Annotated in this window: 13 protein-coding genes; all 13 read right to left on the bottom strand. The window is 34.4% G+C overall.

The window, feature by feature from the left end; translation table 11 throughout:
* Positions 1 to 19: 19 nt before the first annotated feature.
* The gene (locus NLF99_RS12840; protein WP_254528745.1) at positions 20 to 1,105 is read right to left on the bottom strand and encodes a glycosyltransferase family 4 protein; all 1,086 of its coding nucleotides are present in this window, start codon (positions 1,103 to 1,105) and stop codon (positions 20 to 22) included.
* Positions 1,102 to 2,217, bottom strand: coding sequence for a hypothetical protein (locus tag NLF99_RS12835; protein WP_254528743.1), 1,116 nt, complete (start codon positions 2,215 to 2,217; stop codon positions 1,102 to 1,104). Before NLF99_RS12835 ends, NLF99_RS12840 begins: the two co-directional genes overlap by 4 nt.
* Positions 2,207 to 3,268 (bottom strand): polysaccharide pyruvyl transferase family protein, encoded by a 1,062-nt coding sequence (locus NLF99_RS12830; RefSeq protein WP_254528741.1) that lies wholly within the window; start codon positions 3,266 to 3,268, stop codon positions 2,207 to 2,209. Before NLF99_RS12830 ends, NLF99_RS12835 begins: the two co-directional genes overlap by 11 nt.
* Before the next feature lie 10 nt (positions 3,269 to 3,278).
* On the bottom strand, positions 3,279 to 3,818 hold the full coding sequence (locus NLF99_RS12825; RefSeq protein WP_254528739.1) for an acyltransferase: 540 nt from the start codon (positions 3,816 to 3,818) through the stop codon (positions 3,279 to 3,281).
* 13 nt (positions 3,819 to 3,831) lie between these two features.
* Complete coding sequence (locus NLF99_RS12820) at positions 3,832 to 5,355, bottom strand: hypothetical protein (RefSeq protein WP_254528737.1); 1,524 nt, start codon at positions 5,353 to 5,355, stop codon at positions 3,832 to 3,834.
* Positions 5,356 to 5,363: 8 nt separating this feature from the next.
* Positions 5,364 to 7,025 carry an FAD-dependent oxidoreductase gene (locus NLF99_RS12815; RefSeq protein WP_254528735.1) on the bottom strand — a complete coding sequence of 554 codons (1,662 nt, stop codon included), beginning with the start codon at positions 7,023 to 7,025 and terminating at the stop codon, positions 5,364 to 5,366.
* A gap of 80 nt (positions 7,026 to 7,105) precedes the next feature.
* Positions 7,106 to 8,221, bottom strand: coding sequence for a non-hydrolyzing UDP-N-acetylglucosamine 2-epimerase (gene wecB, locus NLF99_RS12810; RefSeq protein WP_254528733.1), 1,116 nt, complete (start codon positions 8,219 to 8,221; stop codon positions 7,106 to 7,108).
* Positions 8,222 to 8,237: 16 nt separating this feature from the next.
* Positions 8,238 to 9,554, bottom strand: coding sequence for a nucleotide sugar dehydrogenase (locus NLF99_RS12805; protein ID WP_254528732.1), 1,317 nt, complete (start codon positions 9,552 to 9,554; stop codon positions 8,238 to 8,240).
* 29 nt (positions 9,555 to 9,583) lie between these two features.
* Positions 9,584 to 10,075, bottom strand: a complete 492-nt coding sequence (locus NLF99_RS12800; protein WP_254528731.1) for an adenylyltransferase/cytidyltransferase family protein — start codon at positions 10,073 to 10,075, stop codon at positions 9,584 to 9,586.
* 21 nt (positions 10,076 to 10,096) lie between these two features.
* Entirely contained in the window at positions 10,097 to 11,476 is a 1,380-nt protein-coding gene (locus NLF99_RS12795; RefSeq protein ID WP_254528730.1) for a nucleotide sugar dehydrogenase, read from the bottom strand.
* A 45-nt stretch (positions 11,477 to 11,521) separates the two neighbouring features.
* Positions 11,522 to 12,034 (bottom strand): winged helix-turn-helix domain-containing protein, encoded by a 513-nt coding sequence (locus NLF99_RS12790; protein ID WP_254528729.1) that lies wholly within the window; start codon positions 12,032 to 12,034, stop codon positions 11,522 to 11,524.
* 92 nt (positions 12,035 to 12,126) lie between these two features.
* Complete coding sequence (locus NLF99_RS12785; protein ID WP_254528728.1) at positions 12,127 to 13,767, bottom strand: lipopolysaccharide assembly protein LapB; 1,641 nt, start codon at positions 13,765 to 13,767, stop codon at positions 12,127 to 12,129.
* A 221-nt stretch (positions 13,768 to 13,988) separates the two neighbouring features.
* The gene (gene rfbA, locus NLF99_RS12780) at positions 13,989 to 14,858 is read right to left on the bottom strand and encodes a glucose-1-phosphate thymidylyltransferase RfbA (protein WP_254528727.1); all 870 of its coding nucleotides are present in this window, start codon (positions 14,856 to 14,858) and stop codon (positions 13,989 to 13,991) included.
* Positions 14,859 to 14,871 lie beyond the last annotated feature (13 nt).

Genomic DNA, 14,871 nt, shown 5'->3' with positions numbered 1-14,871 from the left:
TATTTAAAAAAACATTCATTTATATACTTTCTAAGAAATGTTCCCATTTTTTAATTGTTGGCTGTACAGCAAAGTCTTGAGATCTGATTTTAGACTCATCACTCATTCGCCCCCTTAAGTCCATATTTAAAATCATGATATTCAACGACTTGCAAAAGTTTTCATTATCATCCATCGGAATTAAGAATCCATTTTTATTATTTAATACCTCTGAAGGCCCTGTTAAACAATCAAAAGATATAATAGGCAATCCATAAGATTGGGCCTCGATTAGAGTCATTGGTAGCCCTTCAAACCTAGAGGTCATTACTAAAAAACTAGCCTCTGAATAATACAATCCTATATTTGAAGTTGGGCCAACTAATTCCACATTTTTTAATTCGTATTTTTTGATTAACCTTTCCAGTAATTCCTGATCCTCTCCTTGACCAATAATTTGTAATTTCCAACCACTTGGAATACGATATTCCTTTACAAATTGATTCCAAATCTCAATTAACTTATCGAAACCTTTCTGAAAAGTATACCTTCCAATTGCTATTATTGATTTGCTCTCCTTATTATATGGTGAAGGTGTTATTTCGAAAGGGGAAGGATTATTAATACTGGTAATTCCTCCTTTTATATTCAAGTTTTTACTCCACAATTCTTTATCTCTTTGAGTTAAGACAACAATACCGTCTGCAAATTTTGCGGCTAGTTTTCTTGCATAATCCCTTGACCGCAACCCTAAATTGACTGTAAAGTTAAAATGCTCCCACAGAATCAACTGTAGGTCTTTTCCAAAAATGAATTTAAGATAAAAGGTAAATAAAAAGGAAATGGCTTCAACCGAAATCAAATATTGAATTTTATTGAATTTTACAACATTTATCAATCTTTGCCCCAGTTTTAGAAATTGTTTTTTATAATTGTTGATATTTAGACAAACTACATCAATTGACGGATGAAGATTATATTTAACATCTTCTCGAATGCCAATCGTTGAAATGATAATAACTTTATAATTACCCGTTTCCGCTAATCCATTGGCCACTGAGAACATAGCTCGTTCCGTACCTGCAAGATTAGTAATATTACCACCATAAAACGCAACTACCTTCATCTCTTGATTTTTTCAAATAATTTTGAAACTTCATGATCATCATATGAAGAAAAAATTTTCTCCACAACTTCTTCATTATGTGGGGATTTATTGTTTGAAAGCTTGTTATTAATAAAGTCTTCCGAAGTAATATATTGGTAGCCATAACTATTGAAATCCCCAATTTCAACCAACTTTACAATTGGAGTTAGGCCAAAAAACAAATATTCGATAAGTTTGGTTGGATTTGCTACTCTATTTACAACTATATCATCTCTCAATACAAAGCCATAATGGCTAATTGAATAATAATATTTTAATTCAGATGAATGCACAGAATCAAGGATAATTCGCTTATCTTTTAAATCCATTGATTGAATTTTCTTATTCATCGCATCACGATCACTAACTAAAAAAATATAGACAATATTTTCATCATTAACTTTAGCTTTAATGTTTGTAAGCATTTCATCTATATTTTGCCAAATATGTAAGCCCCCGCTATAAATAACAACAGTATCATCTTCTTTAATTCCTAATTTAGTTTTCAAATTAGATAATTCATTCAAAGGTATCTGTTTATTCTTATTGTCAATATGATCTGGAATAATTCCGTAAATAATATTATTAAAATTAAATCCAGGGTATTTATTTGAAAAATGCACAGCCATTGCATCAGTAACATAAATAGCTGTATCAATTTTATTAAAACATTCTTTTTCTATGGAGTCAAATTTTTCGGCTCTACTAATGTTACCGGTCATTTTTATTTCTTCAGGGACTGTGCCATGAACATCTAAAATGATTGGTGCTTTAATGAATTTAAAAAAATATTTCAACCATAATAAATTAAATATAGTATGAGCATAAATTAATTTTACATTCAATGCATATTTTAATAAAATTGGCCAATGTAGAATCAAATTAATCTTATACGCAACGATTGATTCATCATATTGAATGCGGCTTTTTTTAAAAAAAGATTTTAAGGAAGTTTGTATATATACACGATCATAGTTTTCCATGAATCGGTCCATTTTGCTTACCCGTTGAATAAAGCCATCATTAGAATTTTGCTCGTTAGGAAAAGGCGCTAAAACCAGAACCTTAGGCTTGAATTCTTTATTTTCCATTGATTAAATGCTTAAATTGAATTAACATATCGTCTGCAAGTGAACGAAGAACGCTGATAGAAGCTGAATAATCAATTGAATAATCAAGTTTATTCAATTGATCATATAAGTTTTCTTTATTAAATGGTTTTCCCCATAATAACAGCTCTTTAACTTGTTCAGTCAGAATTCTTAATTTAGGTTCTATTTCGATACATATTACTGGTTTGTTTAATAAGACTCCAATAATTGCTCCATGATATCGAGCACTGATAAATCCGTCATAATTATTAAGTATAGCCAAAAACTCATCAATGCTATGTTTTTCAGGATTCCATATTTGGATTTTCTCATCTTTCAGCTCATCCATCCAATACTTATCTTTTAAGGGTGCAAACACAATGAACTCAAGATCTAAATCTGTGGAATTCTCATAATATATTTCTTTTAACTTATTAATATAATTAGCACCAGAAGACTCCCATTTCCAATCCCTGACTATTATCCCGATCTTTTTCTTCTGCCTATTCGTTTTTGAATATTCAGGAACTTTGAAGTAGGAAGAAAAAACAACATCTGCACCTAAAGTCGCTTTAACATCCCATTTCTTGCAATAAGAGAGAGAAACATTATCTCTTACTCCCACGAATTTCGCTTCAGATACCTTTTGCTTGGCGAGTTGCTGAGAACTATCTTCTGAGAAAAAAGGACCAATTCCAAATCCTAGGAATGCTTTTGGAATATTATGCTTTATGGGTTTTTCATTAAGCTTTTCAATTAACCTTTTGGGATTTTTTAAGAGAGAGATAAACCTACTTTTTAAGGTAATCGGTTTTTGTTCTGAAAAGGAAAAAAATTGTGTTCCCCCTCCATAAACCAATAAATCAGCATCAAAATTCGGGTTCAAATAAGTTCCCTTTTTTAACAATTCTGAAACATATGGTTGAAACTCACCTTCAAAGTTCAATTCGTCCTCTGGAAATTCTTTAATGAAATAATCCTCAAAAACCCGCATTAACAAATCATCACCAAAGTTTGTTTCCCCATATGCTCCTTTTATTCCAATTTTCATATTAAAAGTTTTATTTTATGATCAGATTTTCCTTCTTATACTTCATATAAATCTGATTATTATTTTTAAGTTTAAAATAGTGTTCAGAATCTCTTTGTTTAATTATCTTACACGGATTCCCAACAATTATTGATAAAGGCGGTATTTTACCAGAAACCACTGTTCCAGCTCCAACTATACACCCTTCTCCTATTTCAGCACCAGGAACAACAATTACATTTCCTCCAATCCAGACATTTTCATTTATTATTACTTTCCTAAACTCAAATAATTCATCATAAGGTAAATACTTGGAATCTTTATAATTATGATTGGCAGAATGTATTATTAAGTTGGGTCCAATAATAACTCCATCTTTGATTATTATTCCACCCAATCCATTAACTTCTGCATTTGGGCCAATATAAATATTACTTCCTAATTGAATATTTTCAGGAAATAAAAATCTACATCCAATTGAAATGTCATTATTGATACCAAAAGATTTTAAATGTTTTAGATTCCTGTTTAAAACAACTTTTTGGATTTTATTATATATTAAACTAAACATATTTTCTTCTCAATTATCGTTTTATAAATTTTTTCATTGTAAAAATTAAGGTATTTTGCATTTCCCTTTCTAGTCCTACAAAAAACAATCCAAAGAAGTATAGCAATAGGAATAGAAAATACCATATAATAAATAATGAAAAATTATTCACATCAAATAAAGAGGCTAAAATATATAATATAAGAAACACTAAAATTATCCCTGAAATAATTGGCAAAATAACTTCAAATAAGAATTTTTTAAGCTCAAAATTGTAATATCTTTTAATAAAGAATACTCGAAAAATTAATGATAATAAACTAAATGAAATCATTAATAAAAACACAATGTCAGCAGAATAACCTATAGATAACAACCAATAAGATAAAACAGGAATAATCATATTAAAGCCGCCGATAATAATATGGTAATTTCTCATCAATCCTACTGCTAAGACACCTGTCATTAATGGCCCTGAAATACAATCAATCAAAACAGAAATCATACTCAACTTTAAAAATGTCACCGTAAATTGAGGTATATTTGGACCTAACCACATGCTAAGAAGCAAATTTGTGTGAACCATAAGAGGCACAACGATAATAAGCATGACAAAAAAGGATAATTTTGAACCCCAAAATATTAGTTTCAAAGATTTTTGTTTATTATCATTGGCATAACTTTGAATGATTTGTGGATTAATTGCTGCCTGAAAACTATTTACAAATTGAAGAACTGCAGAATTAACCTGCATAACTAATCCATATGCTGCATTAACTACGGTGCCAAAAAATAAGTTTAAAATCATATTTACACCTTGGTTTTTCGCAACTAAGGATATTGCTCCAAAAATATTCCATCCTGAAAACGTCAAAATTTCAAAAAACTTACTCTTATTGTAGATTATTTTAATTTTTGATTCTAAAAAATTACTTTCAGAATAAATTTGATAAGAAATCCGTACAATTATTGAGGCGATAAGAATAAATAATGAGTAAATAATTAATTTGTCAAAATCAATAAACAAAATTGAAAATGCTATTACTAACTTTAAGATAACTTCTATAATGGAAAAATATGCAAATATATTCATCCTTTCTTTGGCCAATATTAAAGCATTATATGGAACTTGAGTAATATTAACAAATAAAGTGAAAAGTGAAAATTGATAAACAAAATTTACCGCAAGAATCCTTTCCTTAGGGAAAACCAATATATTATTTATATACCATAAACCTACTGTTTCCCCAATTAATAAGACTATTGCACCAATAAATAAATGGATTATTATTGCAGTATTGAAGGTTAACTTTAATTTCTCCTCATCTCCATTTCCTATATCGAATGAAAGAAATCTCTGTGTTCCTGCAGCCATAGCCCCATTAATAAATCCAACCATAGCTACAATTCCACCAACGATATTATAAATACCAAAATCAGAAATTCCTAAAGCCTGAATAATTACTCTGGACGTATATAAGGTGATTCCCATTATAAAAAACATCCTTATATATAAGAATGCAGCGTTTTTAGCTATTTTTTTTGAAGATTCTTCCATTCAATAATTTAATACACCATGCCTCTTTTTAACATTGATTCTTTAAGTTTTATATAATCAATTTTTTGAACTGGCTTTTTCTCTAATATTGAATTAATAGCAATAATAGTAGAAACCTGTCCCAATGTCATATAGATTGGTTCCATTCGAATTGAACCATATGCAATATGAGAAGCTGAAAGACAAACCGGAACAATCAAATTTTTACATTCATTTTCTTTAGGGATTAAAGATCGAAAATCTATTTTGTATGGATTTGGGACTCTAGCCATTATCTGACCTTCATTTTTTATATGGCCAAATTCATTAGTAAATCGTTGTACTATGTGAGAATCCATTGGATAATCAGCTAAGCCTATCGAATATGGTGCATCTACTGAATTATTACAATTATGTTCCGTCATAATATAACTACCAACCATCCTTCTCGCTTCCCTAATATATAATTGCAATGGCCAATTATTGTTCTCACTAAATTCATCCTTTGCCAATCCCCATCTTATACAATGATTTTTAATTTTCCCAGGGACAGCGGGGTGATTTTGCAGAGTCCACATTAATCCTAATTGATAACTTTTATGCTTTCGTCTTATTTCTTCCCTTAAAACATAATCACCTTCAGGATATTGATAATTCGCGCCAACAAAATCAGTTGACACAGGGCCAGAATTATTTGAATCTGTTTTTCTATTCGGTATCAAGCTTAAATCAAAGAAATCTGTACCATTGTGTTTTTCTAAATACTTAAAAAGTAACTCATAATTAGATTCATCATAATCGTGTGGTTTTTCGATTTTCACCATATTATCGGCTACATCTGTTAAACACATCCTATAACAATAAGCTTGAACCTTTGAGTCTCCCCCTCCTCTAGTACCAAATGGTATTGAAGAAAAATTGGAAACGTTAATTTTTACGCCATCCGGAATTTGATTTCGATTGGTATTATCCGCCACATATATGCCATTAAAACTTTCTCCATAAACTGAATTAGCTTCCCGACCTACAATATATGAAACTTTAGCACCAGCCATTAGATCACCTTCATATGATGCATCAATAAAAACTTTGCCTTTCACACGTTTACCAGATTCCATTTCAATCCATTCGATAATTCCATTTCTTTTCCCAACCCCATTTTTTAACTTTATTCGTTCTTTATGTAGAATAGGGAGAGAATGTGTCATAATTAAATCTTTAAAAACCGTTTGGGCTGCTCGAGGTTCAAATCTCACCATTATATCAACTAGACTTGGATCCCATCCATATTTTGGTGAATTTTTAACAAACCAATTACTTTGATTTGAGTAATAATCCTTTATTCTTTTGAAAAATTCTCTTGACAATCCCCCTAAAATTTCTGGGTGCAAAACATCAGTATTTCCAAGGCCATTAGTTAACATTCCCCCCAATGCCCCTTCTGTGTGATTAATAAGGAGCACATTTTTTCCACTTCTAACTCCTTCAATAGCACCCATTATTCCAGCAGGGGTCCCTCCATAAATTACAATATCAAACTGTTTACTTAAATCAATACTACTTTTACCATTTAATTCCCAAAACCCTGTAACCGGCGGGATTTCCTCAACTTTAAACTCCTTTTTACAACTAGTGGCTGTAAAAAATATCACTAGAAATAGAAAATGTAAAAATTGTTTTCTTGGTTTCATTTTTTAACTTTCAATAAAAATTAATAATTAGTTTTTCTGTGCAGCAAAAGTAATTAGAATTTCGATTGAAAGTTATAATTCTATTGATTTAAAATAAATTTAACAATTCTTTCACAGGCCTTTCCATCTCCATATGGATTGTGAAGTCCTGACATTTCCTTATACCTAGTTGTATCTTCGATCAAACTCTGCGCTTCAGAAACGATTTTATTTTTATCGGTACCTACCAAGATAACGGTTCCTGCATCCACGGCTTCCGGTCGTTCAGTTGTATCTCTCATTACCAAAACTGGTTTACCTAAACTAGGTGCCTCTTCTTGAACACCTCCAGAATCAGTAATAATCAAATAAGATTGATTCATTAACCAGACAAAGGCTGGGTATGCCAAAGGATCAATTAATTGAATATTATCAACTCCAGATAGGATCTCATAAACTGGCTTCTTAACATTCGGATTTAAATGAACTGGATAGATTATTTGAACATCAGGATTTGTTAATGCAATTTCCTTTAAAGCCTCACAGATATTAATAAATCCCTGTCCATGATTTTCCCTTCTATGTCCAGTCACTAAAATTAACTTTTTGCTGGTATCAACGATACCTTTCAATTGTTCAATTTCAGCGTTATCTAGGTCTTTCACCCTTTCTGAACTATCAAAAAGAGCATCTATTACTGTATTACCGGTAACTAAAATGTCTTTTTCTTGAATGTTTTCTCGCAGAAGGTTTTCCTTAGAAGCCTCAGTTGGCGCAAAGTGAAAATCACATATACGACCAGCCACCTGTCTATTGATCTCTTCTGGAAAAGGTGATCTTTTATTGTGGGTTCTTAGTCCAGCCTCAACATGACAGACTTGAGCTCCTGAATAAAAAGCTGCTATACTACTTGCCATAGTGGTTGTGGTATCACCATGAACATAAACATAATCAGGTTTGAAATCCTCCAAAACAGGTTTTAATTCTGTAATAATATCTGCAGTCAACGTATATAGATTCTGATTTGGTTTCATTAGATTCAAATCATAGTCAGGTTTGATGTCGAAGAACTCAAGTACTTGATCTAACATTTCACGATGTTGTGCAGTCACACATACCCTAGTATCAAAATCTGTTTGACTTTGAAATGCTTTTACCAAGGGAGCCATTTTGATAGCTTCAGGACGTGTTCCAAACACAATTAGATTCCTTTTCATATATATATTTGCTGTTTTACAATCTACTATCAACTATATCTCGTTTTAAACAAGATTTACTGTCAAATATTATTCCTTTATCATCTATTATATTCCCAAAATTCAAATTTAGAAATTCATTATGCGCAACTGCCAAAATTATAGCAGAGTACCTACTATAACTAACTTCTTCCAAACACTCAATCCCATAAACCCTCTTCACCTCTTCTTTATCCGCCCAAGGATCACAAACATCTACCTTCACCCCATACGAAACCAACTCCTCATAAATGTCCACAACCCTCGTATTCCTAATATCAGGGCAATTCTCCTTGAATGTAATTCCTAAAATCAAAGCCTTGGAGTTCTTTACAGGAATATCCTTTTGGATCATCATCTTCACTACTTTATTTGCAATAAAGGACCCCATATTATCATTAACTCTTCTTCCTGACAAAATAACCTGCGGATGGTACCCAACTGATTGAGCCTTGTAGGTCAAGTAATAGGGATCGACCCCAATACAATGTCCTCCTACCAATCCTGGTTTATATTTCAAGAAATTCCATTTCGTTCCAGCAGCTTCTATCACATCATTGGTATCGATACCAAGCCTATCGAATATCAGCGCCAATTCATTTACAAATGAAATATTTACATCACGTTGAGCATTTTCGATGGCTTTAGAGGCTTCAGCGATTTTGATCGATGGAGCTTTATGAGTACCAGCCAAGATGATGGAACGATACAGATCATCCACACGATTGGCTATTTCAGGGGTAGAGCCTGAAGTAACTTTTTGTATCTGAGGTAAAGTCCTGATTTTATCCCCCGGGTTAATGCGCTCTGGTGAATAACCCACAAAGAAATCCTGATTAAATTTCAATCCTGAGATTTTCTCTAATATTGGAACACATTCTTCTTCGGTACAGCCCGGATATACGGTGGATTCATAAATAACAATATCACCTGATTTCAAAACTGACCCTACCATTTCAGAAGCTTTCCTTAGAAAACTTAGGTCAGGGAGCTTAAAAGAATCAATCGGGGTAGGTACTGTTACTATAAAAGTATTACATTCATTAATATTTTCAACTAATGAAGAAAAATCTAATCCTATCCCAAAATCATTAGAATCTTGGTTTAAAATTCCTAATAAATCACTCTCATTAACCTCCTGGGTCCTATCTTTCCCCTTTTTTAGCTCTTCTATTCTTCCCTTATCAATATCAAACCCAACAACTTTATACTTTTTGGCAAATTCAATAGCAAGAGGAAGTCCTACATAACCAAGACCTATTATTGCAATTTTTACTCGATCAAGAGCGTTTTCAAGATTTGCCTCTTTTTTCATTTTCCTCGCTGAGTTATTCCTTTTCGAGATTATTTACTTTTTCCGTTCTTCTGATTTTCTTTCTCCGCAACAATCTTCCTCAAGCCACTACTCGAAAATCTATGATCTCTACTGTTAAAATAAAGCTCAATCCCTTTCTCCTCACAATATTTCCTTCCCGTAAAGTCTCTATCCTTATATTCATCCCCAACAATCCTCACATCCAGTTTAAAGGACCTCAATATATCCTCTAAATCCTGCTCGGTTGAGTAAGGAACAATCTCATCCACTGAAACACAACCTCTTAATTGAATATAGCGCTCAACAACAGTTTGAGTAGGCGCATTCTTTTCAGGGCGGTCCAATGTTGGATCCATTTGCAAACCACAGATCAGATAATCACATTGACGTTTTGCTTCTGCCAACATCATGATATGTCCGGCATGCAATAGATCAAATGTTGAAAATGTTATACCTACGCGAGGACCAGGATTATAATCCTGATGTTTAACTTCTTTTACCTCTTTAATCTTCTCTTTCATATATGGTTAATGATTTTTTGCTTATTCACCTATAGCATAGTACACAAATCCCAGGCTTTCAATCTGCTTTCTGTTCAAAAGCTTCCTGCCATCAAATACAAAGGCAGGTTTTTTCATTGAATCCTTGATTCTTTTCCAGTCCAAATCCTTGAATTCGTCCCATTCCGTAAGAATAGCAAGACCATGGGCATCTTTAGCAGCTTCATATGGATCTTCCACAACGGACAACAGCTCCTTGTTTTCATCATTTGACCTTGTAGCCAAGTAATCCAAATCCTTATAGATTTGATTTTCTTGCACTTTAGGATCATAGACTACGATTTGGGCTTGTTCATCCAATAGATGGTCTGCAACATATATGGCGGCTGATTCTCTTGTATCATTAGTGTTTTTCTTGAAAGCCCATCCGAGGAAAGCAATTTTCTTGCCATTAACCGTATTATACATCGATCGGATGATCTTTTCTGCAAATCTTGTCTTTTGATGGTCGTTTATCAAGATCACTTGTTCCCAGTAATCAGCGACTTCGTTCAAATTATAGGAACGAGCGATATAAACTAAGTTTAACAGGTCTTTCTGGAAACAAGATCCCCCAAAACCTACAGATGCCTTCAAAAACTTTGAACCAATCCTGGAATCTTGTCCTATGGCATGTGCAACCTCGTCCACATTCGCTCCTGTCACCTCACATAGTTCCGAAATCGAATTGATCGATGAAACTCGTTGCGCTAAAAAGGCATTGGCTACCAATTTGGAAAGTTCAGAAGACCAAAGATTGGTACTGATTATCCTTTCAGAAGGCACCCAAGCTTCATATATAGACTTCAAGGCATTGATAGCTTCCGGATCTTCTCCGCCGATCAAAATCCTATCCGGATTATGCAAATCTGGAATAGCCGTTCCTTCAGCTAAAAACTCAGGGTTCGACAAAACATGGAACTGAACACCTTTACCAGTATGGTCCAATATACTTTTGATGGTAGCAGCAGTTCTAACAGGAATAGTTGATTTTTCAACAATGATTTTAGATGTTGTTGCCACATCCGCTATCTGTCTGGCACATAGCTCTATAAATTTCAAATCGGCAGCTTGTCCCTTTCCTTTCCCGTACGTTTTTGTAGGGGTATTCACGGAAATAAAGATCATATCAGCCTCAGAGATGGCTTTTTCAATTTCAGTCGAGAAAAACAGATTACGGCCTCTGGCTTCAGCCACTACCGCATCCAACCCAGGCTCATAAACTGGAAGATCCTCTAAATTATCTGAATTCCAAGCCTCAATACGCGCTGCATTTAAGTCAACGACTGTAACTTGTACATTTGGATTTTTCTGAGCAATAACCGACATGGTTGGACCCCCAACATATCCTGCTCCTATACATGCAATCTTTTTGATTTCCATTGTTGAATTACCGAGTAATAATTGGCCTACACCAATTTACAGTTTTCAATTTTCTTTCTGATATAAAATTATCTGCTGATTCACTTCTTTTGGCTTTTCAAGATATATTTTGATCTTTTTGCCCAACAGCTTCTCGGTTTTGCCGCTAACCTGCAATAAATATGCCGAATCAATATCCTTTCCAGTTATCAATATTTCAATAACACCCGAATCAACTCCATTTGCATAGTCCCCCAACAAAGCTACCTGCTCCACATCACCTGTCCTTTCCAGGACATGGTCGATCGCTTGGTCAATCCCCAGAAACGTACGCACCAAGTTCTGCAAACTCTGGAAAAGAGGATGCTCTACATTCGCACGATAATAGATTTTATTGTTCTCCTGGGATTTGATCAGGTATCCGGCATCAGAAAGCTGATTGAGCTCCTTTCGGATTGAGTTGGTTGATTCATTAAATTCTTCAGCAATGCCCCTCAAATATCCCTTATTGGTCGAGCTTACGAAAAACTTGATCAGGAGTTTTAATCGGGTCTTTGACGTGATTAACGAATCTAACATATCATAGAAAGTGAGCAACAAAAGTACTCAACGATTTCCGTAATATCAAGAATATAATAATTTAAGGAAAGAATTAACAATTTAATAATAAACTACTCCGCTTCCATTTTCTTTTTCAATCGCTGCTTGGCTTTCTTCACCCCTTCCAAGGTAATACCAAGTAAATCAGCCATGCTCCTATTGTTCAAACCAAGCTTCATCAACGAAATTAAGCGGAAGTCATACTCCGTAAGTTTAGGATAGGCTTCCTTTTCACTAGCCAGATATCCGGGATAGACCCGATCAAAAATATGGTTGAATTTCAACCAGCGTTCCTCCGTCATCACATGATTCTCCAGCATCTTATTTAAACTGTCATTGAAGATTTCCTGTCTATCTGGAAAGTGATCGAGGTTTTGTATAACCTCGTTTCGAAGGCGCTGTATGGTAAGGTCATTTTGTTTGATGGTGGAAGTAAAATCCTGCAGGGAATGGTTCAGGATGACCAATTCTCGATCCACCAATTGCTTTTCATAGGATAATTCCAATTGTTCTCGTTCAAGCTCAGCGTTCTTGAACATAATCTTGTTCTTTGAACGGTTTACCAGGAGCAGGATGATCACAAAGAGCAATGCAAAGAAGGTAATCACATAAAAATAGGTTTGATTGACCTGTTTTCTCTTCAGTTCTGAGTTTTCAATGGACTGTTGATATTTTTCCGCTTCCCATTGCCAAGAAACCCGCTGCAAATTCTCATAGCCCAAGTTTTCATCCAGACTGTCCTTAAAAAGTAAATATTGATTCAGGTAATACAGTTCACTTTGTGAATCGCCCTTGCCTTTTGATATTTCAGCAAGGATCTTATTGGCATCCGTCTTAAATCTCAGGAAATAAGGCTTGTCCTCCATAAGGTCCAGTCCTTTTGCCACATGTTCTGCCGCCTTATTATAGTCTTTTTGCTTGCAATACATTTCAGCAAGGATAAGGTTAGCCCTCATGGCATCCAATGGCTCCTTGAACTTCATGGAATATTCAATATTCTTTTTTACCAATTCAATAGCCTTCTCTCGTCTACCTGCTTCCCATTCAATATCGGCCAGGTTACCAGAGATAATTCCGATCCAGACAGAGTCCTTGGCCAGTTTGGCTATATGCAAGGCCTGATTATAATAATCATTGGCTTCCCTATTTAAAGAATCCTTTTTATAATAAACCCCAATGGCATTGACCATATCGATCCGGTTACGGCTCAGGGGTTCTGTATGGGGCAAAGCTAGTTTCAGGTATTCTGCGGCTCTCTTTTGATCTCCTATATAACTGTAGAAATTGGCAACAAATCCATAATGATAGGCCAACCTAGGTATTCTGTTAACATTGACCTCTTCCTTTAGATCATTGGCTTGCAGGAAATAGGGAAAAGCCTCCCTAATCTTCCTGTAAACATAGTAATAGTAGCCTTGACGAATTAAGCCCATTTGCTTGAGCTCATACTCATTTGTAGGCTCGATCAGTTCACTGGCCTTCTCAAAAAAATGATTGCTTCGATCATTTACTCGGTCAAAGGCTATCGAAAAACCATCAGCCATCAACATATAATAAGCCCATTTCAGAGGAATGCTTCTTTTTCCTTCGGCAAGCATCTTCACTGAATCCAACCGATTGATCAATGCAAGCGTGTCCTTCCTGAAATTGGCATCAATTTTCAATACCCGCTCCAATTCGGCAAAATCCTTCGCTCTTTGCGATTGAGCCATAGTAATGCCACTTGAGAAACTCAATAAAAGCAGTAGAAATAAGGAGGAAACGGTTAACGTTCTTGGCTTGAAAATCATCAGCTTAAATCTCGGGAAAATTTAAGATAAATAACAAGCTTTCATATTCCCCCTAACGAAAATTACCACATATCGATAATGGATTTTATCCTTTATTGAAATGTGGTAATTCAGCGAAAAATAAAAAATTCAAATAGAACCCCTTACTTGCTTATTTTCTTTAAATAATCAAAATACACACCCTTTAGGTCTTTTACACGGTTATATAGAGTTTCCTTTTCTATATAGCCTTTAGACAGGGCAATTTCTTCCAAACAGGCAACCTTTAAGGAAGTCCTTTTTTCGATAGTTTTAATAAATTCTGTTGCTTCAGAAAGTGATTCATGGGTTCCAGTGTCAAGCCATGCAAATCCACGTCCTAAAAGTTGAAGTTGTAAAATGTCTTGGTTCAAATATTCTTGGTTTACCGTAGTAATCTCAAGCTCACCCCTATCCGAAGGTTTCACATTCTTAGCGATCTCGATGACAGAGTTAGGATAAAAATAAAGGCCTACAATGGCGTAATTCGATTTTGGCTCTTTCGGCTTTTCTTCGATATCGTAAACCCTACCAGATTCATCAAAAGCAGCCACACCATAACGCTCAGGATCATCTACATAATACCCGAATACAACTGCCGCATTTTGCTCCTCTACCTTGGCTCTGGCTTCCTGAAGCTGCTGTTGCAAACCAGCTCCATAAAAAATGTTGTCTCCCAGGATTAAGCAAACATCATCACTGCCGATAAATTCCTCTCCAATGATAAACGCTTGAGCAAGTCCATCTGGCGAAGGCTGTTCTGCATAACTGATTGAAATCCCCAATTGATTGCCATCTCCAAATAACCTTTCGAAATTCGGAAGATCCTGAGGGGTTGAAATAATTAAAACTTCTCTGATTCCTGCCAACATCAAAACGGATAATGGATAGTAAATCATTGGCTTGTCATACACTGGCAACAATTGCTTCGAAACAACCTGTGTAAGCGGGTGCAATCTTGTCCCAGAACCTCCAGCTAAAATTATTCCTTTCATATTTTTAAATTTT

Source organism: Sphingobacterium sp. LZ11T8 (genome assembly GCF_024261425.1).
Lineage (GTDB): Bacteria > Bacteroidota > Bacteroidia > Sphingobacteriales > Sphingobacteriaceae > Sphingobacterium.
This window is presented reverse-complemented; position numbering and strand designations above follow the sequence as displayed.